The sequence below is a fragment of the Gammaproteobacteria bacterium genome (genome assembly GCA_022340215.1).
In the GTDB taxonomy this organism is placed as follows: domain Bacteria; phylum Pseudomonadota; class Gammaproteobacteria; order JAJDOJ01; family JAJDOJ01; genus JAJDOJ01.
The window spans coordinates 1-25,519 of sequence record JAJDOJ010000262.1 but is presented as its reverse complement, the minus strand read 5'-3'; the positions used below and the strand labels follow the sequence as shown (position 1 = coordinate 25,519).

The 25,519-nt window shown below is 63.3% G+C and carries 20 protein-coding genes and 4 pseudogenes; 10 read left to right on the top strand and 14 right to left on the bottom strand.

The features are described 5' to 3' along the window. Position 1 precedes the first annotated feature (1 nt). A complete protein-coding gene (locus tag LJE91_17870) occupies positions 2-1,114 on the top strand; it encodes a DUF4340 domain-containing protein (GenBank protein MCG6870526.1) in 1,113 nt (370 codons plus the stop codon). A gap of 66 nt (positions 1,115-1,180) precedes the next feature. On the opposite strand, the gene LJE91_17865 is transcribed toward LJE91_17870, so the two are convergent. The 3 genes from LJE91_17865 to LJE91_17855 form a co-directional block, all read right to left on the bottom strand. Beyond that, positions 1,181-1,456 (bottom strand): hypothetical protein, encoded by a 276-nt coding sequence (locus LJE91_17865; GenBank protein ID MCG6870525.1) that lies wholly within the window; start codon positions 1,454-1,456, stop codon positions 1,181-1,183. A gap of 6 nt (positions 1,457-1,462) precedes the next feature. After that, positions 1,463-2,539 (bottom strand): histidine kinase, encoded by a 1,077-nt coding sequence (locus LJE91_17860; protein ID MCG6870524.1) that lies wholly within the window; start codon positions 2,537-2,539, stop codon positions 1,463-1,465. 205 nt (positions 2,540-2,744) lie between these two features. Next, positions 2,745-3,458, bottom strand: coding sequence for an SDR family oxidoreductase (locus tag LJE91_17855; GenBank protein ID MCG6870523.1), 714 nt, complete (start codon positions 3,456-3,458; stop codon positions 2,745-2,747). Positions 3,459-3,697: 239 nt separating this feature from the next. On the opposite strand from LJE91_17855, the gene LJE91_17850 reads away from it, so the two are divergent. From LJE91_17850 to LJE91_17830, 5 genes and pseudogenes are all read left to right on the top strand, one after another. Beyond that, positions 3,698-5,422, top strand: coding sequence for an OPT/YSL family transporter (locus LJE91_17850; protein MCG6870522.1), 1,725 nt, complete (start codon positions 3,698-3,700; stop codon positions 5,420-5,422). A 230-nt stretch (positions 5,423-5,652) separates the two neighbouring features. Beyond that, positions 5,653-5,835 (top strand): annotated as a pseudogene (locus tag LJE91_17845) (Fe(3+) ABC transporter substrate-binding protein). Next, positions 5,830-6,028 (top strand): annotated as a pseudogene (locus LJE91_17840) (iron ABC transporter permease). The pseudogenes LJE91_17845 and LJE91_17840 overlap by 6 nt, the downstream one beginning before the upstream one ends. Positions 6,029-6,262: 234 nt before the next feature. Beyond that, positions 6,263-6,565: pseudogene (locus tag LJE91_17835) on the top strand (iron ABC transporter permease). A 40-nt stretch (positions 6,566-6,605) separates the two neighbouring features. Continuing rightward, positions 6,606-6,905: pseudogene (locus LJE91_17830) on the top strand (ATP-binding cassette domain-containing protein). Between the two features lie 188 nt (positions 6,906-7,093). Here LJE91_17830 and LJE91_17825 read toward each other — a convergent pair. From LJE91_17825 to LJE91_17775, 11 genes are all read right to left on the bottom strand, one after another. Beyond that, on the bottom strand, positions 7,094-7,678 hold the full coding sequence (locus LJE91_17825; protein ID MCG6870521.1) for a DNA-3-methyladenine glycosylase I: 585 nt from the start codon (positions 7,676-7,678) through the stop codon (positions 7,094-7,096). Between the two features lie 48 nt (positions 7,679-7,726). Beyond that, positions 7,727-8,140 carry a RidA family protein gene (locus LJE91_17820; GenBank protein ID MCG6870520.1) on the bottom strand — a complete coding sequence of 138 codons (414 nt, stop codon included), beginning with the start codon at positions 8,138-8,140 and terminating at the stop codon, positions 7,727-7,729. 352 nt (positions 8,141-8,492) lie between these two features. After that, positions 8,493-8,765, bottom strand: a complete 273-nt coding sequence (locus LJE91_17815; GenBank protein ID MCG6870519.1) for a DUF167 domain-containing protein — start codon at positions 8,763-8,765, stop codon at positions 8,493-8,495. Further along, on the bottom strand, positions 8,762-9,613 hold the full coding sequence (locus LJE91_17810) for a transglutaminase family protein (protein ID MCG6870518.1): 852 nt from the start codon (positions 9,611-9,613) through the stop codon (positions 8,762-8,764). Before LJE91_17810 ends, LJE91_17815 begins: the two co-directional genes overlap by 4 nt. Positions 9,614-9,676: 63 nt before the next feature. Next, the gene (gene gpmI / locus LJE91_17805) at positions 9,677-11,248 is read right to left on the bottom strand and encodes a 2,3-bisphosphoglycerate-independent phosphoglycerate mutase (GenBank protein ID MCG6870517.1); all 1,572 of its coding nucleotides are present in this window, start codon (positions 11,246-11,248) and stop codon (positions 9,677-9,679) included. A gap of 126 nt (positions 11,249-11,374) precedes the next feature. Next, positions 11,375-12,061, bottom strand: coding sequence for a type 1 glutamine amidotransferase domain-containing protein (locus LJE91_17800; protein ID MCG6870516.1), 687 nt, complete (start codon positions 12,059-12,061; stop codon positions 11,375-11,377). A gap of 163 nt (positions 12,062-12,224) precedes the next feature. After that, positions 12,225-12,881, bottom strand: a complete 657-nt coding sequence (locus LJE91_17795; GenBank protein ID MCG6870515.1) for a pyroglutamyl-peptidase I — start codon at positions 12,879-12,881, stop codon at positions 12,225-12,227. A gap of 243 nt (positions 12,882-13,124) precedes the next feature. Beyond that, positions 13,125-16,106: a caspase family protein gene (locus tag LJE91_17790; GenBank protein ID MCG6870514.1), complete on the bottom strand. Its 2,982-nt coding sequence runs from the start codon at positions 16,104-16,106 to the stop codon at positions 13,125-13,127. A gap of 581 nt (positions 16,107-16,687) precedes the next feature. Continuing rightward, positions 16,688-17,992, bottom strand: coding sequence for a serine/threonine protein kinase (locus tag LJE91_17785; GenBank protein MCG6870513.1), 1,305 nt, complete (start codon positions 17,990-17,992; stop codon positions 16,688-16,690). A 301-nt stretch (positions 17,993-18,293) separates the two neighbouring features. After that, the gene (locus LJE91_17780; GenBank protein ID MCG6870512.1) at positions 18,294-19,775 is read right to left on the bottom strand and encodes an autotransporter outer membrane beta-barrel domain-containing protein; all 1,482 of its coding nucleotides are present in this window, start codon (positions 19,773-19,775) and stop codon (positions 18,294-18,296) included. Positions 19,776-20,041: 266 nt separating this feature from the next. After that, positions 20,042-20,995, bottom strand: coding sequence for an alpha/beta hydrolase (locus LJE91_17775; GenBank protein MCG6870511.1), 954 nt, complete (start codon positions 20,993-20,995; stop codon positions 20,042-20,044). A gap of 45 nt (positions 20,996-21,040) precedes the next feature. Between LJE91_17775 and LJE91_17770 the strand changes: the two genes are divergently transcribed. The 4 genes from LJE91_17770 (at position 21,041) to LJE91_17755 (ending at position 25,383) form a co-directional block, all read left to right on the top strand. Beyond that, on the top strand, positions 21,041-22,987 hold the full coding sequence (locus tag LJE91_17770) for an FHA domain-containing protein (protein ID MCG6870510.1): 1,947 nt from the start codon (positions 21,041-21,043) through the stop codon (positions 22,985-22,987). Between the two features lie 624 nt (positions 22,988-23,611). Further along, entirely contained in the window at positions 23,612-24,388 is a 777-nt protein-coding gene (locus LJE91_17765) for a protein phosphatase 2C domain-containing protein (protein MCG6870509.1), read from the top strand. 181 nt (positions 24,389-24,569) lie between these two features. Further along, positions 24,570-24,752, top strand: coding sequence for a hypothetical protein (locus LJE91_17760; protein MCG6870508.1), 183 nt, complete (start codon positions 24,570-24,572; stop codon positions 24,750-24,752). Positions 24,753-25,095: 343 nt separating this feature from the next. Beyond that, entirely contained in the window at positions 25,096-25,383 is a 288-nt protein-coding gene (locus LJE91_17755) for a hypothetical protein (protein MCG6870507.1), read from the top strand. Positions 25,384-25,519: the final 136 nt, after the last annotated feature.

Here is a 25,519-nt window from a genome sequence, read left to right as displayed (position 1 = left end):
CGTGAAGAGACCCGCTATCTACGCGCTCGGGATGCTACTCGCCGCTCAGCTCGCACTGCTCGCTGTGATGCATGCCAGCGCGAGAAAAGACGGCGATGCCGAAGGCGATGTCCCACTATTGACGTTCGACCCGTCCAGTATCGACACCCTGCGCATCGAGGACGGTGAGGGTGAGGCTGTCGAGCTCGCCCTGAAGGAAGGCAAGTGGGTCCTGCCGGGACTGGATGATTACCCGGCCGAGCAGAAGAAGACCGATGCAATGTTAGAAAAACTGTCCTCGCTCGAACGCGGCTGGCCGGTGGCCACCACCGCCGGGGCCGCCCGGCGTTTCCGCGTCGCGGATGAGGATTTTGAGCGAAAAATCGTTCTCAACGGGAACGGCAGTCAGATCACGGCCATCGTGCTTGGCAGTTCCCCCGGTTTCCGCCGGATTCACGCGCGGGCTGCCGGAGAGAACGAGATCTACTCCGTCGCCTTCAGCGCCTTCGAAGCGGGTGTGGACCCGGCCGACTGGATCGATCGTAGGGTACTGGCCCTGAAGCGTGACGACATCCGCCGCGTCGAGCTGCCCGAGGTCACGATCAGCATCGAGGACGGCAAACCGGCGATCGAGGGACTTGGCGAAGGGGAGTCCGTTGCCATCACGAAGGTCGACGCACTGCTCGGCAAGCTGTCCACTCTGGAAATTCAGTCAGTACTCGGCAAAGCGGCCAAACCCGAGTACCGGCAGGACGAACCGTTGATCGACTTCACCGTAAGCCAGGGCTCCGGCGCACCGCTCACCTACAGCATTTCACGTGCCACGACGGACGAATTCTATGTCCTGAAGCGCTCGGACAACGACTACTACTTCAAGATAGCGGACTGGGACGCCAAGCCGATCCTGGAAGCGAGCCGTGCCAGTCTCGTCGAGGTGGAACAGGCGAAGGAGCCCGAATCCGGGCTCGCGGACAAGAACAACGGCGAAGCCCGACAGACCCACCCTGAGGTGGAGAACGAGACACCTGCGGAGACCGGAACCGCCGAGCACGAAGGCGCGCCGGATACCGAGTCGGACACCGAATCCCGGAACCCGGGGAAGGAACCGGAGACAGCGGAAGAAAACGAGACTTGAAATCCGGCACTGGGCGTCGGAACCCTCGGTTGATTCCGAATCGACCATCCTGATTCCTTCATCTACCTACGGGAGCGCGGCGATCTCCAGAAGCCAGATCGCGACCTCGGCGCTCTGGTCCACACGCGTGTGGTGTGGCTGGTCGGCCATCCAGGTGCCGTCGCTGTCCTGAGCTGCTACCAAGTGCCGGGCTATGTCAGCGCTCAACCTGCGCGGTGCTGAATCGCCGGTCACGGAGGCAAGCTCTGCACTGCCCCAGGCGACCTTGTGTGCAAAATGCTCTCCGACGAGTTGCGGGGCGCAGCGCTGGGCGAAAGGGTCGACTGGATCCTTCCCTGCCACGCGCAACTACTCCTGCTGCCGGATCAAGACCAGGAGCCAACCGGTACGCTCGATCCGCGCCGCCAGTACGCGCCGGCCGTCCAGACCGATCCGGACGGTCCCGGCGCTGTCGGCCTGGCTCAGCACCTGCTCTACCAGAGCATTGATGCTGGCGGCCTCGGACGCCAAGGCACCTTTGGCAGCAGCCTCCCTCATGCCCCGCTCGGTGCGGTAATAGAGCACCGCGGCGCCCGCCTTTGCATTGACCCGATCGATCTCGCCGGCGAGCGCCGGATCGGTGACATCGATGGCCAGGCCGTCGGCGTCGACGATCAATGCGCTGCCGCGGTCGTCGGTGAGGCGCGACAGCACCGATGAGGTGAGCTCCTTGAGCGTGATGTCGCGGGACAACACCCCTAGCAATCGATCGCCGTCGTAGATCGGATAGGACGCGGTGACCATCATGCCGGCTCCGACCAGATCGAGATAGGGCGCTGTCCAGCCTACCGCCCGCTTGTCGAAGTCCGCCGCCTTGTAGTAGACGGTTTCGGTGGGTGTGCCATCGTTGACCGCCTCTTCGATCGGCACGTAGGGATAGATCATCATCGCGTTGTCGGCGGTCGTGACATAGACCCAGGAGAACGGGAAGCTCTCGTAGGCGCTGCGGAACGTCGGCACCAAGCTTTCGAACAGGCCCAACTGACGGAGCACCGCCTTGGTCAGGGTGCGACCGTCGAAGCTGTAGAAGCCCGGGTACGGCGCCTGGAACGCCGGCGGTGACTTGAGATCCGAGGGCCAGGTGCGCAGGCCAGTCGTATGGCCTCGCGTCGTGCGCAGCGCGAGCCAGCGCTCGCTGTCAGGCGGCGTCTGCCCCGCCTGCTCTGTCGCCAGCCGTCCGTAGGTATCGCCGAGCGCGCGTGTGCTGTCGGCAACGGCGCCCAGGACGCCGTCGATGCGGTCCGCCGCCAGCCGCACCATGGTGTCTTCAACGACCGTCAACGCGTCGTCGCACCGCTCGTCCGCGATCGAGACCAGCGGTGAAAGGGGCGACAGCACAAAGGCGGTGACTGCCAATCGAGCAAGCAGGGTAGCTGTTCTCGTCAACTTGACGGCTCCCGATGGTGGTTACGGAAATCTGAAGACGGGCTCGCTCAAATGATCGTCATCGGCTCCACCGGCTACCGCCCGGCATGCTCGAGAACCAAAAAACCAAACCCATTCCGGACGCGATACGATACCGCTTCATCCAGATGACTCCGGCAACCGAACCCGAATCCGGGCACGCACCCTCAAGGGGTGAAACACCCTTCTACCAGGGAATGGCTTTCCCGTCGCGGAAGAATCCACCACTCGGGCCGCTTTCGTCCAAGGTCGCGGCCCACACGATGCCCTGGGCGCCCTGCTCGACGCTACGCTCCGCGTTTGATCCGCCCATGTCGGTGCGCACCCATCCGGGGCAGACCGAGTTGATCTTGACGCCGGTATCCCGGAGCTCGTCGGCGAAGATACGGGTCAGGGCGTTGAGGCCGGACTTGGACAGGCGGTAGCCCGGGCAGCACCCGTTCATGTCGCTAAGCTGTCCCATGCCGGAGGAGACGTTGACCACGTTTCCGCTTCCCTGCATAAGCGGAATCAAGGCCTGCATCAGACGCAGCGCGCCGTAGGTGTTGGTCTCCATCGCAGCACGGACGGTGGCGACATCGGCGCGGAACACACTGGAGACCTCCGTTCCCCAGGGATCGGGAAAGATGCCGGCATTATTCACGAGGATGTCCAGGCGGCCAAAGGTTTCGCGCACGTACGCCGAAAGCCGCATTGGGCCATCGGGGTCGGTCACATCCAGCGGAAAGAAGACCACATCCAGCCCCTCTGCCTGGAGCCGTTCTGCCGTCTGACGTCCCTTCTCTTCAGATCGGCTGGTCATCATCACCCGGATTCCCTGAGCGGCAAGCTGCCGGCAGGTCTCGAGACCGAGACCCCGGTTTGTGCCGGTAACCACTGCGATACGTGTTGTCGTGTTCATGTTGAACGATGTGACGCGGTTGAGATGAATGGCGCGGACGGAGCCGGACTCGTGCGCGGTCTCGTCGAGGCGGTCGATGGTCGATATTGATCTGGAACAGTAATAATAAACAAAAAAGCCCTCCCGGGCGACACGCAGAGCTCGATGCCGGGCTGGCGTAGGCAACCCCGCATGAAGCCAGAGCGGTCCGCGCGGGCCCCGCACGCCCGGGTGCGGGATGCCCTACAATCTCCCGACCGATGGCCCTGTCCACGCCTTCTTCCGCGACGACACCGATTACCGGTCGCCCCCGGGAGCTGACGCTGCGCGCGCTGGTGACCGGCGTCGTGCTCGGGGCGCTGCTCGCTCCCTGCAACGTCTACTCGGGTCTCAAGATCGGCTGGTCGTTCAATATGTCGATCACGGCCCTGCTGCTGGGTTTTGCGTTCTGGATGCCGCTGGCGCGCTGGTTCCGGATCGCGCCGTGGGGAATCCTGGAGAGCAACATCAACCAGACCGCGGCCTCGTCCGCGGCGTCGATCATCTCCGGCGGGCTGGTCGCGCCGATCCCCGCGCTCGCGCTGATCACCGGGAAAAACCTGCCGTGGACGACCCTGACAGCCTGGGTGTTCGCGGTCAGTTTTCTCGGCGTCTGGGTCGGCTGGTACCTGCGCCCTCGCCTGATCGTCGAATCAAGGCTCGCGTTTCCGGCTGGCGTCGCGACCGCCGAGACCATGCGCGACATCTTCAGCCACGGTCGCGAGGCGATGCGCCGCGTGGGCATGCTGTTCGGCAGCCTGAGCGCGGCGGCCGCGTTCAACGCGGTCGATGACTTCCTGTGGCAGATCCCGCGCTGGGCGCCGTCGTTCTCCGCGCAGAAGCTGACCCTCGCCTTCGATCCCTCGCTGCTCCTGCTCGGCTTCGGCAGCATCATTGGACTCCGGGCGGGGCTGGGCCTGCTCGCCGGCGCCCTGCTGGCCTGGGGCCTGGCGGCCCCCGAGCTGATCGACCGGGGTGTCGTGGACGTGGCGGGTGCCGAAAACTGGTTCCAGCCCCTGGTCGGCTGGCTGTTGTGGCCCGGCGTCACCCTGATGGTCACCACGAGTCTGGTCGGCTTCGCGGCCGCACTGCTACACCGGGCCGACAACGTGACGGTCCGTGGCGCCGCCCGCGGCCGCGAACCTGGCCAGGGTGCGCGGCTCGGTGGATTCGCCCTGGCCGCTGGTCTGGCCATCGTGCTGCAGATGCTCCTGTTCGACGTTCACTGGAGCATGGCCGTTGCCGCCATCCCGATGGCCTTCGCGCTCGCCATGGTTGCGGCGCGCGTGACCGGCGAGACCGGTATCCCGCCAATCGGCGCCATCGGTAAGGTGTCGCAGCTCAGCTTTGCCGTAATGGCCCCGGGCAAGCCGGTGACCAACCTGATGACCGCCAATGTCGCCGGCGGCGCCGCCGGCCAGTGCGCCGACCTGCTGAATGACTTCCGCGCGGGACACCTGATCGGCGCCAGTCCCGGGTTCCAGGTCGTCGCGCAGTGCGCGGGGATCCTCACCGGCAGCCTGGTCGGGAGCCTGGTCTACCTGAAACTGATTTCCGATCCAGAGCGGCAGCTTCTGACCCCGGAGTGGCCCGCCCCGGCGGTGGCGACCTGGAAGGCGGTGGCCGACAGCCTGACGCACGGCCTCGGCAGTATTCCCCCCTCGGCGATGTTCGCCATGGCTATCGCGGCGGTATTCGGGATCGTGCTGGCACTGCTCGAACGGCGCATCCGCGGCCCCCGGCTGGTATGGCTGCCGAGCGGCACAACCCTCGGCCTCGCCTTCGTTATGCCGGCGGGTATCTCGATCACTCTTTTCCTCGGCGCGCTCCTCGCCGCCATCCTGCACCGGTTCGCGCCCCACTGGTCAGCTCGCTTCCTGCTCAGCATCGCGGCCGGACTCGTCGCCGGGGAAAGCCTGTATGGCGTCATCAGGGTCTGGTTCTAAGGCGGGAAGCCGGGATTCAGATCGACAATGAGATTGCTTATCATTTGCGCCATTCTGTACGAACTATGGCCCTGTTGTCGCAACACAGAGGACGGATGAAAAGACAAGCAGGATGGTATGTCATTTGACAGAAATCGCCTTAAATACTGATGGAGTGGTAAGCGACAATGAAATACTGGACATAGGCCTTCCTGGCACTCGGCATTCCGGACACGATTCCGGGCGCGGTCGTCGCCGCCGACGAGGATCTTGCATCGGACCGGTGGCGCAAGCGGATCTGCATCCGCTCCTCCGGCAACGTCTACAACCAGTCCCTCGTCGCCTCCATGATCGAGAGCGACGGTGAGGAAGCCACGGAGAAGTGGGCCAGGGGCCTGGTCGCCAATTTCTCCCGTCCACCGTCAGGCGGCGAAGTGTGGCAGCACTTGAGGGAGACGGTGCTCGCCGACTACATCGCGAACTCCCTGTTGCTGATGCTGGGTGTGGCGATCGGGACGCTGGCGATCGGCGTCTCCGCGGCCTGGATATGCCGTATGTACCGCTTTCCGGGACGTCGGCTATTCGAAATGGGCCATGCTGCTGCCGATGGCCATCCCGGCCTATATCCAGATGACCTGACTTCGCGGAATCTACGTCGAGCCCAGTTTCAGCACCCGTAGCATGCCGGATCCGCTTCGCTTGATCCGACCTACGGTTTTTACGTGCTTTCAGTGAGTCATGACTTTGCGTAGGGTGGAACAAGCGCAGCGGTTCCACCGTCATGGGTGTCTGCGGATCCCAACCGGAAAGTCGGTTGAGAACATGCCGGCGCTCTACCCCTCCACCTGGGCCGGGCCGCCTGCCGGCCTGGGCAAGATCAGTACTACCATGGACGAGGCGGCGCGTTCTCTCGGACAGCCGCCGCGGGGAGTGCTGATGCGGATTCATATGCCGATGATGCGCGCCAGTCTGCTCTCCGCGGTGCTACGGGTATTCGTGGACGTCATGAAGGAACTGCCGGCGACCCTGATTCTGCGACCGTTCAACTTCAACACCCTGGCGGTGAGGACCTATGAGCTGGCCACCGACGAGCGTCTGGCCGACGCCGCCAGTTCTGCGCTCGCCATCGTTCTGGCCGGCATCATCCCCGTGATCCTGCTGAGCCGACTCATCAGCCTAAGTCGCGTGTCGCAGGTCGACCGAGATGACGGACAGGCTCGGCCTGGAAGGCGTCGGCGTTGCGTTCGGTGCGACCAAGGTAGTGGAAAACGTTTCCCTGCGGCTTCCGGAGGGACGGATCGGGTGTCTGCTCGGACCCGGTGGTTGCGGCAAGATCACCCTGCTACGTGCCATTGCCGGATTCGAGTCGATCCATTCCGGGGAGATTCACCTGCACGGCCACCGGGTCGGCACCCGCGACCACGCGCTGGCGCCGGAGAGACGGCGGGTCGGCATGGAGTTTCAGGATTTCGCCCTGTTTCCCCACCTCACCATCGCCGACAACGATCCTGGTCACCCATGACCAGCACGAGGCATTCGCCATGGCGGACGAGATCGGCGTCATGAACCGGGGACGTATCGAGCAGCGGGACAGCGCTGGGCGATGAACTGGACCTGTTGTTCTCAAGCGGGGGTGCCGGGATACGCCGACCCTCGGGGTAGCAGCAGGGCGCGGGGGAAAACGCGCAGCCGTCAACCCGACCCGCGCGGCAGAACATGGATCGCGTCGTAGCGGAAGCAGTCCGTGGTGTGATCGTTCACCATGCCAACGGCCTGCATGAAGGCATAGCAGATCGTCGATCCAACGAAGTTGAAACCACGTTTCTTCAGTTCCCGGCTCATGCGGTCGGATACCTCCGTGCTCGCGGGGATCTCTTCGAGAGACTTCCAGGCATTGCGTATCGGGGTGTCATCGACGAAACCCCAGAGGTATGCAGCGAAGCTGCCGAATTCTCTGGTGACCTCCAATGTGGCTCGCGCGTTCCGGAGGGCCGATGCGACCTTGAGCCGGTTGCGGACGATGCCGCGATCTCCCAACAGCCGCTGGACGTCTCGATCCTGGTAGGCCGCCACCCGTTCCACATCGAACCCGTCGAAGGCGATCCGATAGTTCTCCCTTTTCTTCAGGATCGTCGACCAGCTCAAGCCCGCCTGTGCGCCCTCCAGGATCAGCATCTCGAACAGATGCCGATCGTCGCGTGCCGGGACACCCCATTCATCGTCATGGTAGGCGACGTAGAGGGGGTCGCTGCCGCACCAGGCGCATCTCCTTACCAAAGGCAATCTCCCGGGGGGTATGCCGTTGCCGATATCTCACGATGTCCGCTAGTCCGCGGCAGTCACCTCGATCTCGACCATGAGGCGGGGCAGGACCAGCCGCTGCACACCGAGCAGCGATAGGGAAGGCCTGATGCCCGCCGCCGCGATCCAGTCCGAATACACGTCGTAGTTCGCGAGGAACCCGTCGATGTTGGTCGTGAAGGAACGCACGGTGATTATGTTTGCCCGCGTCATCCCGGCCGCGGCGAGCACGGTATCGATGTTCGACAAGGCCGATTCCATCTGCCCCCTGATGTCTCCGGCATGCATCACCCGGATGCCGATCTCCGAATCCGGATCGGGCTCCACGGCCACCTGACCTGAACAGTGCAGCATCCGGCCCGCCCCCGAGACCAGCTCCCCCTGATCCATGTTCCATTTCAGGCCCCAGTCCCAGGGATTCACCGACTCCCGCTTCATTCTCTTACCCTCGCCATAGCGTCGCACCCGATGATATGGATACCTACGATCTTACCCGATTCGCGACATGTTGGGTTGCCTCGGGCCTGGGATAAGGCGATTGCCGGAAAATGGCATACCGGATCGCGCCGGGTGAACTGCGAAGCAGTGAACGGCTTGGGCAGGAAGCCCAAGACCGGTGCCCAAGCAAAGCAGGGACAGCGCCGCGCCGGGATCGTTCGTCATCAAGACGCGACAACAGGCGCATCGTCGAACGATGGAACGGTTGCCGCAACACAGAGGACGGACGAAAAGACAAGCAGGATGGTATGTCATTTGACAGAAATCGCCTAGGGTGTCGTCCCGCGACTGCTCAGCCCGGGGGGATTTCGAAAAGCCGCTCCAGAACCTCCGACTCCGACATCCCCGGAATCTCGACGACCTTCCAGCCGGAGGTCTTTCCCGAGAGAATCCGAAGGCGCCCCTTGGGCAGCGCCAGGGTACGTTCCAGGAGTTTCACCACCGCCGCGTTGGCCCTGCCCTTCTCCGCGGGCGCCCTGACGCGGACTTTCAGGGCATCGTCGAGCCACTCGGCGATGACGTCTTTCGAGGACGAGGGCACCACCTTGATCCGCAGCCTCGTCATGCGTTGTCACCCACATGGATATCCAGTTCGACGGAGAGTCGGGCTGCGGCGATGCCGTCAGGCGCGACGAACCCCCCGTTGACCGGATTGGCCCGCGCAGGGACCGCCGCGCCAGCGACGGCGACGTGCCCATCCGATACGGCTTGCGCATGGGTTGGGTCGTAACCCCGCCAGCCCCCGTTGGGCAGATAGACCTCGGGCCACGCGTGCAGATAGCGCTTGCGCGGTCCCGGCTCGCCCTTCTGGTAGCCGCTGACGAAGCGCGCCGCGATTCCCACCGCGCGACAGCATTCCGTGAACAGCACGGTAAGATCCCGGCAAACACCCTGTCGCCTGGCCAGAGTCTCTTCAGCCGCCTGGTGCTCGCCGGACTCCCTGATGTCTCCAGTGTAGAACTCGTTGATCGCCAGGTTCAGGTCGCTCAGAAATCCCAGCGTGTCCCGATCGGACGCCAGGATCGAATCTGTGAAGCGCTGAGCCGACGGGTGCACCGCCGCCGACAGATAGGTGGTCAGGTGCCCCTGGCATTCGGGTGGGTAGTGAAACGGCACGGAGATCATGTCGGAAGGCAACAGGTAGTCGAAGGCATTGCTGCGCAGCGTCTCGACGGTGAGCGACACGTCGATTAGCAGCGATTCGGTCGGGCGATCGAACCATAACCAATGTACGACATTGCCCTCGCAGTCTATGCCGCAGGACTGGCGCACCGGGACCGGATCGATCTTTACATGGGAGGCGAGCAATACCTGACCCGGATCGTTCCGGGGAACGACCCGCAACTCGTGACAGCTCAGGCGCACGGGCCGATTATAGTGATAGCCGGTTCGATGAAAGATCCGGAATCGCATCCCGTTCAGACACCCGGCCAGGGGGTCCCGGGATCGATCGGCAACATCGTGCGCCGCACTGCTTCAGGCAGCGGTGCGAATCGATTTTTCGCGGCCAACCGGTTCCAGGGGTCGCAGCAGCAGGGACCGTCCCGTCATCGCTGCAGGCTGTCCGAGGCCCATCAGCTGCAGCACCGCGGGCGCGATATTGGATAGACCGCCGACACAGGACAGCTGCCAGACTTGCTCGTCGATGACCGCACAGGGAACCGGATATACCGTGTGCTGGGTCTGTGGCTCTTCCGTGGTCGGGCTGACGAGTTCCTCACAGTTACCGTGATCGGCCGTGAGGATAACGGAGTATCCGGCAGTCCGCGCTGCCGCCAGCACCCGGCCCACCTCGCGATCCAGCGTCTCCACCGCCTCCAGTGCCGCGTGCCAGACCGCCGTGTGTCCCACCATGTCACCGTTAGCGAAATTGACCAGGATAAAGGCGAACTTGTCCTTGGCGATGGCGTCGACCACCGCATCCGCCACCTCCTGGGCACTCATGGCCGGCTTGAGGTCATAGGTCGCCACCCTGGGCGAGGGGATAACGAACTGGTACTCACCGCTGAACGGTTCGGCCCGCTGACCGTTGAAGAAATAGGTGACGTGCGGATACTTCTCGGTCTCGGCACAGCGGAACTGCTGCAAACCGGCCTCGCTGATGACCTCACCGAGGGTGACATCCGGGCGCTCCGGCTCGAAGGCGTAGGGCAGACCGAACTCCCTGTCGTAGGGCATCATACAGGTCACATTCGGCAGCGCCGCATCGCCCCGATCGAACCCCGTGAACGCCTTCAGGGCGAGGGCGGAAACGATCTGCTTCGGCCGGTCCTTGCGGAAATTGAAAAAGACCACTTCGTCCTCCGCCCCGACCGGTTGAAAGGTGGGCAACAGAATCGGACGGATGAATTCGTCGGTATCGCCCGCGTCCCAGGCGCCACGGATCGCACTGTCGGCACCGGCCTCCGTCCGGCCCTTTCCCAGGACTAGCGCCCGCCATGCCAGTTCGGTTCGTTCCCAGCGGTGGTCTCGATCCATGGCGTAATACCTTCCCATGATGCTGGCCACTGCACCGCCAGCCTCGTGCAGCTCAGCCTCGACCCGCCGGAGAAAGGTCAGAGACGCCTTCGGTGCGGTATCGCGACCATCGGTAATCATGTGCAGTAACGGCTGAACCCTCGCCTCCTTGCACATTCGGATCAGCGCGTGGATATGCCCCATCTGACTGTGTACCCCGCCGTCGGAGACCAGACCGAGCAGATGCAGAGGTCGGTGCGCGCGGCGGGCACGGACCATCGCATCGACGAACACCGGATTGGTAAAGAAGGACCGGTCGGCGATAGCGTCGTCGATCGCCACGATGTCCTGGCGGATCACGCTCCCGCAACCGATGGTCAGATGCCCGACCTCCGAGTTGCCCATCTGCCCGTCCGGCAACCCCACCGCCGGGCCTGAGGCATGTAGCGTGGTATGGGAGCAATGCGCGAAACAGGCGTCGAGATGGGGTGTCTCGGCAACGGCGACGGCGTTGTTCAGGCGCGAGGGATTGACGCCGAAGCCGTCCATCACGATCAGTAACACGGGTCGTCTTGGCGCTTTGTCGATCATCGCTTGGCCCTCGCCTTTGATTACGTTGGAATCCAGTGTTTGTTACTACAAACCCGAAAGTATCCCCGCTGCGGGGGGCTGACCTTAAGAATCGCGACTGATGATTGAGGTAGGAAAACTTCTTCCCTACTCCGCCGAATCCCGCAGCATCTCCAGCACGGCCCTGGCCGCGTCACCGGATGAGGCCGGATTCTGGCCGGTGATCAGACGCCCGTCGATCACCACGTGGGGATGCCAGTCCTCGCCTTTCGAGTAGTTCCCGCCGTGCCGCCTCAGCTCGTCTTCCACCGAGAAGGGCACGATGTCCGTCAACTGGACGGCCGCCTCCTCGGAATTGGCGAAACCCGTGACGGCCTTGCCCGCGACCATGGGACCATCCGGGGTTCTCGTGTTCCGGAACGCCGCGGGTCCGTGACACACCGCGGCCACCGGTTTTCCCCGGGCGTACACGGACTCGATCAGGGCGATGGAATGAGGATCCTCCGCCAGGTCCCACAAGGGGCCGTGACCCCCGGGATAGAAGACGGCATCGAAATCGCCGGGCGAGACCTCGGAGAGCTTCACCGTATCTGCCAGAGCGGCCTGGGCCTCGCGATCGGTCTCGAAGCGCCTGGTAGCCTCGGTCTGGAATTCGGGCGCGCTGCTCTTCGGGTCCAGCGGCGGCTGCCCGCCCGCCGGAGATGCCAGTGTCACCTCCAGACCCGCATCCCGGAAAATATAGTAGGGCGCTGCGAACTCCTCCAGCCAGAAACCCGTCCGTTCTCCCGTATCGCCGAGTCGGTCGTGCGACGTCAGCACCATGAGGATCTTAATATGCATCACCTGTCTCTTGCCGTCTGGCCCGCTCCACTCCGATCCTTCACCCCACGGGTCGCGAGGGGGTGCCATGGCATGGTGAAACCGAGATTGCCGGAATTCCTCGAAAGCGGCCAGCGCGAGTCTACTCCATCTGCCCTGTCCTGCTACGATTTAAATGTCAGGCTTTCTCGTCGATCCGCCGGTGTTCGTTCCGAAACGTCTCGAACACGTGGCTTACGACCAGTGACAACGCCCTTCTGGTCATCTCCAGCGACATGAAGGGAGACTTGTGATGCTGTCCCGTCACCTGCTCCGGCAATATGGGGATATGGATGAACCCCGAACAGTGTGGCAGGGCCCGTGTCTCGGCGAAATACCGGCTCGAGTACAGGATATGGTTGCACAGGTGCTGTCCGGCGTAGAAGGAATAGGCGGCCGGGATACCACGATCCTCGAGCACGGACTGAAGTGCATCGGTGCCGGGCAGATTCGACCAGTACGCCACCGGCCTGTCGGGATCGATGGTCTGCCGCATGAACGAGTTGGTCGCGATTTTCTCGACGGTGATCCGGTTGTTGGGCGGTGCCTGACCCGTGTGGATACAGAGGACCGGTGTGTAGCGCTCCAGGAGCCCCTGAAGCTGGGTCTCGAGGCTCTGGTGCTCCGACTGCATCGAAGACTGATCGCAATGAATCACCTCGAAGGCGAGGCGAGACTCCAGGGACACGAGTTCTTCCGGCAGATCGCTCCGCAGCGATTGCACCAGTTCCCCGGAGGCATTCGCGGGCTCGTGGTAGGGCCCGAAACCGGTTACGAGGATCGTGTCGTCGGCCATGGGTGCTGGAAGTAATCGGTATTCGCAGGCGGGGGTACGGGACGAGAACCAGACCGCGCGACCGCACCGAAGGCATCGGGTAGCGGGTGGTCGTAGCCGCCGTTGTCCCCCGAGGAGAGAGAGTGGATCATGCAATTCCGGGAATGCGAGGCGATAACGGACGTCGTATGACGTCACTGGAACCAGCCGTGAGCGAACCGGCGGTGGCGGGAGCGCCGCTGCCAGAGGGCCCGGAAACCCGGCTCACCGAATCGAGGCCAGTAGCTGCGGCCGGCCGGGGATCGAGACCTGACCGACCGGCGTGAAAAAGAACTCCCCGGCCTCGTGCCCGGCATACTTGATCGGGGCGTACTGCGGGTTCTGCTCGACGCGCAGGGTCGCCGCCGCGCGCTTCACCCGGGCCTGTACCTCGCGGTAAAGGTGATATCCCTCGAGGATGCCGTCGTTCTCCTCCAGCACGTCGATGAACGCCTTGGCGAACACGGAGTGATCGCCTCCCCCCGAGTCGAGGACGGGTTTAACGCCGCCCGAGGTCAACACCGCTCGGGTGCGGGCCTGGTTCATGGTCCGATACCACTTCACCTTGGCCTCGTCGGTGAGACCGGCCTCCAGGCGGGCGATCGACGAGCGGGTCATTGAGCCCGAATAGCACGAATCCGCAACGACCAGGACGTGCCTGGCTGCCATCACGTTGAGAATGTCGGTGATGGCGATATTGGAGATCCAGTTGGCCGTACTGTCGGGTTCGGCATCGACCGGTAGCCAGTGACCACGCAGGTTGACCTCGTCGAGTTCGCCGTGACCCGCATAGTAAATGAGCAGGTTGTCGTTCTCGGCGAGTTTCTCGCGATAGTCGTTCAAGGCGGAAAGCATGGTGTATCGATCCGCGTCGATCAGAAGGCGCGTCTGGAATCCGTAACGGGTCTCGAGCAGCCTCGCCACCTCTTTGGCGTCGTTTGCCGCGGTCGAGAGGTTGGTCATGTTGGCATAATGGTTGTTCCCGATCACCAGTGCGTGATAGTTGCCGAATTCTACCGGGGCGGGTGCGCTGCCTTGCGGTTTCGATGCCGCCGCAGCAGCAGCCTGCTCGGCCTGGATCTCACTTGGGATGATGACGAAGTCCACGGCGGCACGCTTGCCCGATTCGTCAACGGCCACCACATTGACTGCGGTCTGCGGCTGCTTCACCGGCAGACTTACCCGGAACAATCCACCGGGGTCGACCTCACGTACCACATCGTTGATGCGGAAGGACATGAGCTTCGCGGCGGGGTCGACCCGGCCGATCAGCTCGAGCTCCTGAATATCGGAATGCAGTTGAATGCTGGGCGTACCGCGCATCACGGCGAGCGGCGGCTCGATGATCTCGATCAATGGTCCGACGGGTTTCGCGCCGATGACCGCGGCGATTTCGGTCTGTTCCCTCTGCGGACCGGCACCCTGGGCAACATCGTTCTTCAGGCTCGCGATCTCCGCTTCCTGCCGCTGAAGTTCGGCTTCCCGCGCCTGCAGTTTCCGCTCGAGCGCCGCCGCCTTCTCGTCGGTCTCGGCCGCGGTGGCCAGGGCGGCATTGGCGGCGGCCAGTTGCGCCCCCAGTACCGCGACCTCCTGGTTGCGCTCGTTCAGTGCCAGTTGCAGCGAGCGTTCTGCGTCGTTCGATTCGGTCAGCTTCGCCTCGAGTTCCGCCTGCTGCGCGCGCATGCGAGCCTCCGTTTGCGCGATCTCGCTCTCACCGGCGCGCAGCTTCGCCTGCAGCGCCTCGATCGTCGCACGCAACTGCTCGGAATCCCCTCCAGCCGCGTTTGACGCCGTCAAGGCCTCCTGTGCAGACGACAGCTCGTTTTCCGCGATCTCCAGCTCGAGCCGCCGCCTGTCCCGTTCCTGGCTGGTCTGGATCAGATCCTCCCGCAGACGCGCCGCCTCGAGTTGCTGGCTGGCCAGCTTACCGGTCAGACGCGCCTGTTCCTCGCGCGCATCCTGAAGCTGCACCTCCAGCTCAGCCTTCTCGTCGCTGCTCGTGGCCAGCTGCACTCGCATTTCCGCAACCTCGGCGCCGCTCGTCGCCAGCTCCCGCTGCAGCGTATCGATGCGCTTGCCTGCCTCGGCGATCTGTCGATTGAGCGCCTGTTCATGCGCGCGATTGTCGCGCTCCAGTGCGGCGACCTCGCCCTGCCGGGTCTGCATCGCCTGCTCGAGCTGCGCGACCGTCGCCTGCAGGGCCAGCGCCTCGGCACCACCACTGCCCCGCTTCGCACTCAGGCGCCCCCTGGCCGCATCGAGTTCTTTCTGCAGGGCCACCAGCTCTTGCTTTCTGCCCTCGATCGCGGCAGTCGCCTCGGCCAGTTCGCGCGCCAGTGAACCGCCGGCGAGCTGCTCGTTCGCCAGCTTCTCGATCAGCCTTTCCTGTTCGTTCCGGGCGGCGTCCAGCTCTGCCTCGAGCGCCTTGCGCTGCGCGTCGTCGAGACCCGGAGACACTGCCACGGCGCCACCAGCGGCCGCGATCGCCGCCCTGCGCTCGTTCAGTTGCCGCTGCAGTTGGTCCCGCTCGTTGCGGGTACGCTGCATCTCGGTCTGGCGACGGGCCAGTTCCGACTCCTTCGCGTCGAGTTCACCCCTGAGTGCCCCGACCTCCTGCTCCAGGCTCGCCGTGCGCGCCACCGCCGCCTCGCGCTGCGCGACCTCGATCGAGGAGACATACTCCAGCTCACCGTCGGTCAGGCCCGACGCCCGGCGATACCAGTTCATTGCCACCGACAGGTCGCGCGGGACGCCCAGCCCGCTCTCGTAGAGATAGCCCAGATTGATCTGTGCCCGCGTGTTGCCCTGTTCGGCCGCCTTGCGGTACCAGCTCGCGGCTATGACGTAGTCCGCCTCTATCCCCAGACCCTTTTCGTAGATCTCGCCGACATAGTTCTGCGCTTCCGCATCCCCTTCCTGCGCCTGCGGCAGCCATACCTTCAGGGCCGTGGCGTAGTTCGCACGATCGTACGCGACATACTCGCCACCCCGGATCTCACAATCCACCGCCGAGGTTTTCACCGGCCGCCGTGGCGTGAGATAGGTCATGCCTGAGCCCAGCTTCCTGATCTGCCCGGGCAGCAGGCAGTCGACCACCATCAGGCTGTCGGCATCCCCCGTCGCGGCCTCAGTCTGGCGCTCCATCGCGGATTGCGTGGCACAACCTGCGGCGAATACCGCAATCGCAATCAATAGTGTACGTCTCATTTTCGCAGTCCCTCTAAACTCGAAAACCGGCTGGATGAACACATCCAGCCTGGAGTCGGAAGTGACCCGTGGAGCACTTCCATCGATAGCCGGCGGCATCGGGGCCGGCGGTTCGAGAATCGTTGTTTGCAGGCAGGGCCGCGGCAACGAAACGCCCGGTCCGGCTCTGCTGTCGTCCCAATATCTGCCCGATCGGCCTGGGGATTCTCCCATCGGTCACCGACAATTCCACCGGGCCACGCCCCCCGGCGACACTCGTCCCTAGAGGGTTTGAATCCCCGGCCCCCGATAAATTCACCGAATCGTGTCGTTACAAGACGCGACTGACATCCAGCGGGTCGTCGCCGTAAAGACGCAGGCATACAAACCCAAGCAAAATCGAGGCCGAATGACCAAAGTTACGGAATCATACCTAACAAATTGATATTAATTGTATTTCTGCGAAACCACCCGTTACAAACGCCTCAGAATTACGAAATGGACCAACATTTCCTCGTCAATTCGTATGCAGAAAACCAACAAACCCGCCGATCGGACTCGGCGCGATGGCCGACCGGCCCGCGGTACCAACGGTCACGGGTTCAGCTCCCGGCTCCGGATTCGATCCTCGCGATGGCCTCCTGGGCCCGGAGGTTGGCGGGGTCCAGTTCCAACACCATCCGGTAGGCCTCCAGGGCATTGGCCCCGGGCGGCTCCGTCAACCGACCGACGGTCTCGTGGGCCTCAGCGATCCCGAGAAGCCGGTCGACCTTAACGCGCAGTTCCCCCTTGAGATCCTGCGATCCCGCCTCCGCCGAATCCGTATCGCCGCCGGGCGCGGGATCGGCCGAAACGACATCGGCCGGTGTCGCCCCCCCCCGTTCTTCCGGCAACCCGCCTGATCCGGGAATGCCGGCATAGTAAAGGAAAGCGAGCAGTCCGAGGCCGATTGCTGCGACCGCGACAGCCAGCCCCCGGACCCAGCCAGGCAGCCCGCCTCCCTCGTCGGCGTCAGAACGCGCGCCCTTCGGACCGGTTGCCAGACCCGGCATCGCGCGGGTCGCAGCCGATGCCGGGGCGCGGGTCACGGCGATCCCCTCGGGTAGCCGGCCCGCCTCGATGGCTTCGATACCCCTGATCAGGGCTTCGCCGTCGGCAAACCGGTCGTTCGGCTTCTTGGCGAGCATCCCGTCGAGCAGCGGCTGAAAACGTTCGAGTTCCCCGGGGAGTCGAGGGATTTGGCTGTTGACGTGCAACAACGCCGTCGAGAAGGCATCGTCTCCCTTAAAGGGTTTCTCGCCGGTAAGCATCTCGTAGAACACGACGCCCAGGCTGTAGATGTCCGAGCGTCCGTCCATTCCCTGACCCACCGCCTGCTCGGGACTCATATACTCGGGCGTCCCGACCGTGAACCCGATCTTCGTCAGCTGGGTCTCGGAATTGAGCGACTTGGCGATCCCGAAGTCGGAGAGCACCGGCTCCCCGTTCTCTCTGAACAGGATATTGGCGGGCTTCACGTCCCGGTGGATGAATCCCAGTTCGTGGGCGTAACCGAGCGCGCTGGCGACATGCCGTAGAATATCGAGCGGTCTTTCCTGTGATACTCGGGACTTGATGCGGTCCTTCAGATTGCCGCCCGCGACATACTCCATGGCCATGTAGTAGTGCTGGCCGTCGTAGCAGCCGATGTCGTGGATGGTCACGATGTCCGGATGACTGCTGACCTTCGCGATGATCTTGCCTTCTTTGAGAAAGCGCTCGCAGAAGGCGTGATCGGACACCAGGGCCGAATTCATGACCTTGAGCGCGATCTCCCTGTCCAGGTTCTCCTGAACCGCAAGGTAGACGGTCGCCATCCCGCCCTCGCCAATCCGGGACTCGATCCTGAAACCGGGAATCTCAATCATCGACGACATCCGTGCGGCACGCCCCCCCGGGGAAGCGTCTGTGGTCCGGCAATTCGCCCCAATGCGGCCTGCATCGATCCGTGAGCAGTCCCGGTTCGAGATACCGGCGTCATCGGAGCGTGATTCTGGAAGTGTAGTGAATTCAGCGCCGTGCGGCGCGACTTTCTGAAGCGTCAGAAGCGTATGGGGAGCGCTCTCGAGACTCCTCAGTCCTCAATCGAAGGGACCGTGTGGCCGGGGGCGGGACGACCGCCCCCGGTGTTCCTGGCTAAAGGCCATCGCATTCCAGGCGTGGATACCGTCAGAACTCTCCCCGGACTCCGAGGCTGAAGACGTTATCCGTGATGTACTCCAGTCCAACCCAGCGCTCGTAGAGAAAATAGCCTTGCCATCCACCCTGGAACACGCTGGACAAACCGACCCCGATGGTGCCCCAGTTTCGATCGGGCGCCTCGGTCACGACGGGCAGGAGGGTGGGACTGCCCCCGACCGGGATGAACTCGTTGACGTACTGCGAATTGATGGTACGCGAGTCGTTCAGGAACTCGTGGTGCCACGCCGCGCGCAGATACGGCTGCAGGACGCCGAAGCTCTGGCTCATCGCATAGGCGCCTTGGAAACCCAGCACGGTCTGCAACGAGTCGAAGTCCTGACTGTCCACCTGCAGGTTGAGCCCGCCGGCGCCGGTTTCGGTGTAACCGTCGATGTCGGCGTTGAGATAACGCAGGTCGAGGAACGGTCCATAGTTCCAGGCCCCCGTGTCTATGTCGTAGCCCACGCCTCCCGCGATGTAGAACTGATTGCTGTCCGGACTGGACTCGGCGGTCACCGCCTGGGGGGCGATGTTCGGGTTGTTCGACGGAATGACGACGCTGCGCTGGAGGTCGAAGTTGTTGCGGGAGTATCCGAAGATGCCGTGCAGATTGAACCGATCGAGGTAGTAGAGGCCGAAGAGGGCCAGGCCGTACCCGTTCGCGTCGGAATCCCCGCCGGAGACATCCGTAGACTGGGTAAAGCTGGAATTGAGTCGGGTGTAACCGAGCGCGGCACCCGCCACGACATTATCCGTGAATCGATAGTCCACACCGGCGGTGATGCCGATGGTGTTGAAATCGAAACCGTCCTCCTGGGCCGTCTGGTCCTTTTCGCCGAAACTGCCGATCAGATTGACGAACCCGCCCAGTTTTTTAACGGGCGAGGCGTCGTCGGCACTGGCCGCGCCACCCCGCTGTCCGGCGCCCGCCAGCAGGGCCCGGCCGGGCGCACCGATCCGGGTGCCATTTTCGTTGACCTGGGCGATCGAGAACCCACCGCCCCCGGCGGTCAGCTCGGAGATCCTGCCCATGATATTGGCGACCTGCCCGTTCGAGGTGCGCGTGGTGACCGTGTTGGTCATCGCGATCTCCTCGGTGGCGGCATTCTGGATGGCGCCGTTCAGTTCGCTCTCGGGTAGATTGAGACTGTCCGAGGTCGGTCCACTCCCCGCGATCTGGTTGCCGTTCTGCACCATCGACCGGCAGGTATCGAAGAGGCTCTGCTGCGTGGGGTTCTGCACGTTATTTCCACGATCAAATCCTGCGCAGACCGTGGCGATCCCGTTACCCGTGTTTGACTGCAACTGGGTCTGGCCAGGAAGCTCACCCAGAGTGGCGGCATGACCCGCGCCCGCCAACAGCATGGGAAACGTGGCTGCCACGGCAGATTTGACCCTCGCGTGGCTGATCGAAACACCGACGCGGGGCCGCAACCCGGCCCGGGTACCGGTACCTCCTGAAGTTTTCATCGTCTGCAATCCCCCTGATCGTTTTGAATATGCCGGGTACGGGCCGGTTTGACGGACCGGCTGGTCGAAGTTCGCCCGGGCTCTCGATGCATCCCCAGGCTCCAGCACAGAACCCGTAGTCACTGAGAGTAGTCACTGAGAAAGCTCCGTCTCCGAACCGTTCATGGCAATCCGCCGTCCGGCAGGCGGAAACAGGACCACCGTCGCGAGTGGCCACATCAAGCACACCCCTCGCATTGAACTGCGGATGGGAGGATTTCGCAAGTTCACCTGAAGGACAGGGGGCAGCTCGAGCCCCGCCGTTCTACCGGGTGGTCTCCGGCGGATACCGCATCCGCAGACGACACACAGCGAAGCACGTCCGGCCAGATCTCCCCCCAGCAGCAGGCGTGATCGAACCGCGGCACGACCCGGAACACGGCGGCGGATTGGCTGGCGCTCACGCCGCGTACCATCTCCGGCGGCACCACGGTGTCATTCTCTCCCACCAGATGGATCTGCCGGATGTCCGGATCGAGCGGCGGCTGCTTCGCAGGGTTCAGCGAATCGTCCAGGGGACTGTAACCGTGAAGCGCGGTCCAGGCGTCGGTGTCCAGATTACCGCCCAGCGTGACGACCGCGGCGGTCTCTTCGAACCGCCCGGCCAGCAGCATCGCCAGGGCACCGCCGCCGCTGTGGCCGATCAGTACCAGCCGATGGGAATCGAGTTCCTCCATGACCCGGTGCAGCGCCTCCCCGGTGCTGTCGAGCACCGCCGGGGAATACCTCGCCGAGGTCCAGTACATCGGATCGCAAGCCGGATCGTCCGCCAGGCCGAGGTAACAGGGGCGCCCCAGATAGACACTCCTCGCCCCGTCCAGTGACATCAACCTGAGCAACACGGGATTTCTCGGTGTCGGGTCGCTCGCGATCCAGCGTTCCCTGATCCAGGGGGAACCGTCGCCCTCCAGATAGACATGCAGGGTACCGGAACGCCCCGCAGCCTGTTCGCCCCGAGATTCATTGAAATAGACAACGTGCCGAAATGCCCCGCCCGAGACCACACGACGCGCAAACCCCAGCTCCCTCGCCTCGGCATCGATCCGCTCGGCCGGGGTTGCACAACCCGCCAACACCGCCAGCAGGGTCAGATACACCCAAGCCCTTGCACCGGGATGCTCCTCCCGGAAGCGGAAGATACCGACCACGTGCGCTTCGACGAACATCGACTTGAGATTCATCCACGCTAGAATACCCTTTAGTCAGCAAAACAAAGCGAACCGTCCATGTCGATCTACAAGTCGAACGTCCTGCTAATCGGGCGTTCGCTATCCCGCGCCGTTCTGCCGGCAATAACCGCGTTGTGGCTCGCGTTTGCGCCCCTGCTCACTGCGCATGCGGCGGGCGGCCCGCTCGATATCGTCGTACTGCTGGACAACTCCTCGAGCATGCAGCGACACGACCCGGATTTTCGGGTCAGGACCCTCCTCGAGCAATTCATCGGCGACCTGCCCGCGGACAGCCGGGTGGGGGTCATGCTGTACGACCGGGGCGTGGTGCCAGCGATCCCTCTCTCGCCGGCGGATCGCGACACGGTTGTCGCGAACCTCGGAGGACTCGACTACTCGGGCCGTCATTCCAACGCCGCATCGGCGACGGAGCGTGCGATCTACGAACTGAGCAGCCAGGGGCGGGAGGCGGCCGACCTCGGTATCGTCCTTCTGATGGACGGCCCGATCGACACCGGGGACCCGGACCGGGACTTCGACTATTCCCGCTGGCTGCGGGAGATCCTGGGTGCCGAGGCCGCCAGCGCCGGCATCCGGATCTACGGGATCGCCTTGTCGGAAGATGCCGACATCCAGGTTGTGCAGACTCTGGCCCATACGACGGGCGGCACCTATCTCCGGGCCGCCGGTATCGACGACCTGGGTATGGCACTGAGGACGGTGGGGGTCTCCCTCGGCGGCATCGAGACACCCGCCCGGCAGAGCGAAACCGACGCGGCAATCGCAGAACCGCCGACGCGGCCCGCGACCGCGCCGGCCGTGGTCGAAGCCGAGAGCCCGGGAACCGAAACCCTTGCTGTGGGACCCGGAGCCGATCGCGCCCCACTCGCTCCACCACGGGCGGAATCCGCGGCTATGGACCGGCAGGCGGTAGAACCCGGTGAGGAACCACCGGCGCCGGGTACCCCTGCTCCAATCGCGCGAATCGTCGAGGCGTCCGGCCAGGCCCTCGTCTGGGCAAGACAGAACCCGATCCCGATGGTCGTTGCAGCCGCGCTGCTTGTGGCGGGATTGCTGACGGGGATGCTGCGGCGACGCACCTCCCGGCCCTCTCCCACTTCGGAACCGGAGGTCCCGCCCGGGCAGGTGGCTTTCACACCCCCATGCATGCTAGAAGACGTGAGCGGCGCATCGCGGCGCCAGAACTACGACATTACCGGCAAGCTGACATGGATCAGCCGGGCGCCCGGTGACGAATCCGGAAATGCACGAACCATCGCCATCCGCGACGACCTGATCAGCCGCGACCACGCCGTCATCGAATACCGCAACTATGGCTACTGGATCAGCGATCGCGGCAGTGTCAACGGGACCTGGGTAAACGGGGAACGACTGGTTGAAGAGCGGCGGCTGAAGAACGGCGACCGCATCCGCTTTGCCCGGTTCGAATTTCTCTGCAGCATGCCGCAGAGGGAGGACATGGACGAGACAGTCATGGCAGCCGCAGCCGCGACGGTGATCGCCGAGGCGCCGGCGATGGCGCCCGGAGCCGACCTGCCCCGCCACGGACAACCCGAACCACCGGAACCTTCGGCTGCAGCACCAGCGAGACCGAGCACACCCGCGCCTCCTGCGAGGCCACGGGAGATACCCGGCCACACGCGGGTACCCACCGGCGCACCGCCTGAGGAAAAGCCGGCCAACCCGAGAGAGGGAAAGCGGGCCACACCGAAAGCGGAAGGGCCGAACCTGTTCGCCCGGACCAACACCCAAGAACAACCGGCTGCCGAACCGACCGAACATGAGGCCTCTCCGCGGACAGAGCAGATGCCGGCGCAACCCGTCGAAGTGGAGACATCCTCCACTGATCGCGGCGACGGGGAGAAGAAACCGGAATCCGACGACACCAACGAGACGATTTTCGCGGAAACCCTGAAGCACGCCAATCCGGACCGGGAGGAAGCGCGGGACGGGACTGTTGTCAGGCCGGCGCGCAAGGACTAACCTCAGACTGTTTTCATGCAGGCGACTTTTAGAAAAAATCGGTGCCGCCAGACAAACATCAGAACGGCTCTCAATCCGTGCAGCCACGTACCCCGCTTCATAAAAGACCAATTTTCATAAGCTAATACAAATAATTATAGTGACATATCTGTAAATCCAGAATTTTTGGCATATATCGTGCTTCGTGCCTCTACATAGACTGAAAGCCTTGACGAAACGAACACGAGAGAGCCCCCATGCACGACTACAGCGACCAAAGCCGGACCCTCCAGATCGAAGCGATCAACCCGTCGGACCTGGATCCACCCGAACCCATCGAGGCCTGGACCCTGGAAGACTTCGACGATCTGCTGACAGGCGCCTGAGTCGAGGCAACTGCCTGGCGGGCCTCCACCGGAGACTGCCCCTGGCGCCACCGCGCTCTACCGGATGCCGGAGCGGCATCCGGGCCGGCGCCGATCGCCCACCCACCGGAAACGATCGCTGCGCGCTCCGGATTTCCTCCCACCGATAGTGCGCCGAACGCCGAAAGTGTGGAAAATGCGTATCCTGTAGTGGCGCGAGAACATGCCGTAGTGCGGACGTAGCGCCACTACGTTTTTCACCACCCTCGGCCAGCGTATCGTGATCCAGCAACAATACTACTGGGCGTCCTCGTCCCTCAGCGAAACCGGAAAGGTGCGCGAATACAACGAGGACTCGTTTTTTGACGCCCCCGATCTGGGCCTCTGGGTCGTGGCCGACGGCATGGGAGGACATGCAGTCGGCGATTTCGCCAGTCAGATGATCGTCGACCGGGTCGCTGGAACACCTTCCGCGGAAGACCTTCCCACCCGAATCCGCACCGTCACCGCCATTCTCCAGGACGTCAATCGCGAACTCAGAACAGAGGCCTCGAGCCGTGGTGTCGGTGTCATCGGCAGCACCGTGGCGATCCTGCTAGCCCACAGTCAGGAGTGCGCCTGCCTATGGGCCGGAGACAGCCGCATCTATCAGTCCCGGCGCGGGAAACTCACCCAACTGACGAGAGACCACACGCTGGTGGAGGACATGGTTGCCGCCGGCATCATGGATCGCGAGGTCGCGGACAGCATCCCCCCGAGCAACGAGATCACCCGCGCTGTCGGCGCCTCGGACACGCTGGATGTGGAGTGCCGTATCCTGGAGATCAAGGACGGCGACACCTTCCTGATCTGCAGTGACGGGCTCTACGGAGAACTGGCCGATTCGGAGATTGCCATGGAGTTGTTGCGCGGGACCTGCGACCGTAGCTGCAAACGCCTGGTCGATCTCGTCATGTCGCGGGGCGCCCGGGACAACATCACCGCGATCGTCACCCACGCCGAAGATCCCAAGAAGGCGGGGAAGACACTGATCAACCCCATCCTTTCCTGGCGCTGAAAGACAAGGCGTTCCGAGGATTGATCGCCGTGCAATGGCACGCCGCCGCTCCCTTCCGCTCGACTTGCTGGAAGGTGAAATCCTCCCGACGCCTTAGGTTATACTCACCGTACATCCAATCGATCGGTCTGTAGCGACAGCGTGATCGACTGGATATTGTGTCAACAGACCGGAGAATCGCATGTCCAGGATTGTCGTCAAGGATCTTGCCGAAAGCATGGATCTGGACCAGAAGGCGATGGAGGCCGTTTCGGGCGGCTCGCGTCGCGCGCGAAGCACTGGCATCGCATACCGTGGAGAGATCAGGAGGGCCCAGACCTCTGAGTTCATGAAACGCGTGATTCGGCGCCGCGAATTGCGCTGATTTCCAGGACTCGCCGGCAAAGCGCCGGCTTCCCCATCCTCGCACTGCAACGCCTCCCTCTACCGCCCGAAGAGGGAGGCTGCCAGGGAAAAGTCGCACCAGACCCGGCAAATCCATCCATCCTGTTTCCTGGAACCCACCAGGCCATGGTTAGATATTCCCGTCTGCACACGCGACGCCTCCCGGCAGGGAGAATATTTCTTACTTTATTACAAGTAGTTACATCCACATATCCTGTGAACCACAAAAACTGGCACGCATGCTGCCCTATTCAGGACATGGACGGTTGATCGTTCATGACCCTTGAAATCAAGCGACCATTCGAATCACAGGAGAATTCATCATGTTGATGCTCAAAGACCTCGCCGAGAGCAAGACCCTGGACCGTGACGCGATGGCCGCCGTTGCCGGCGGTACCAGCTACAAGTGGCCCGGCTTTCCTTTCAAGTCCGTAACCAAGGAAAAGCGGTATGACTTCAGCGCCGACGTTAGTGTTGCCCAGGGCAATACACAGGACCTGGTGAACACCATCAACAACGCCAACCAGTCCGCGTTCTTCAAGAACCCGAGCGTCTACTCCGACCCGTCGCAGGACGCCAACAACACGTCGCACATCGACATCGGCTTCTAAGGCGATTTCTGTCAAATGACATACCATCCTGCTTGTCTTTGTCGTCCGTCCTCTGTGTTGCGACAACAGTGACATAGTTCGACTATGCGCCTGTTGTCGCGCCTTGATGACGAACGATCCCGGCGCGGCGCTGTCC

Excerpts from the sequence above, each read along its gene's own strand:
- LJE91_17855 (MCG6870523.1), bottom strand. The coding sequence starts at position 3,458 with ATGAACACGACAACACGTATCGCAGTGGTTACCGGCACAAACCGGGGT.
- LJE91_17850 (MCG6870522.1), top strand. The coding sequence starts at position 3,698 with ATGGCCCTGTCCACGCCTTCTTCCGCGACGACACCGATTACCGGTCGC.
- LJE91_17820 (MCG6870520.1), bottom strand. The coding sequence starts at position 8,140 with ATGAAGCGGGAGTCGGTGAATCCCTGGGACTGGGGCCTGAAATGGAAC.
- LJE91_17815 (MCG6870519.1), bottom strand. The coding sequence starts at position 8,765 with ATGACGAGGCTGCGGATCAAGGTGGTGCCCTCGTCCTCGAAAGACGTC.
- LJE91_17810 (MCG6870518.1), bottom strand. The coding sequence starts at position 9,613 with ATGCGATTCCGGATCTTTCATCGAACCGGCTATCACTATAATCGGCCC.
- gpmI (MCG6870517.1), bottom strand. The coding sequence starts at position 11,248 with ATGATCGACAAAGCGCCAAGACGACCCGTGTTACTGATCGTGATGGAC.
- LJE91_17795 (MCG6870515.1), bottom strand. The coding sequence starts at position 12,881 with ATGGCCGACGACACGATCCTCGTAACCGGTTTCGGGCCCTACCACGAG.
- LJE91_17790 (MCG6870514.1), bottom strand. The coding sequence starts at position 16,106 with ATGAGACGTACACTATTGATTGCGATTGCGGTATTCGCCGCAGGTTGT.
- LJE91_17785 (MCG6870513.1), bottom strand. The coding sequence starts at position 17,992 with ATGATTGAGATTCCCGGTTTCAGGATCGAGTCCCGGATTGGCGAGGGC.
- LJE91_17780 (MCG6870512.1), bottom strand. The coding sequence starts at position 19,775 with ATGAAAACTTCAGGAGGTACCGGTACCCGGGCCGGGTTGCGGCCCCGC.
- LJE91_17775 (MCG6870511.1), bottom strand. The coding sequence starts at position 20,995 with ATGAATCTCAAGTCGATGTTCGTCGAAGCGCACGTGGTCGGTATCTTC.
- LJE91_17770 (MCG6870510.1), top strand. The coding sequence starts at position 21,041 with ATGTCGATCTACAAGTCGAACGTCCTGCTAATCGGGCGTTCGCTATCC.
- LJE91_17760 (MCG6870508.1), top strand. The coding sequence starts at position 24,570 with ATGTCCAGGATTGTCGTCAAGGATCTTGCCGAAAGCATGGATCTGGAC.
- LJE91_17755 (MCG6870507.1), top strand. The coding sequence starts at position 25,096 with ATGTTGATGCTCAAAGACCTCGCCGAGAGCAAGACCCTGGACCGTGAC.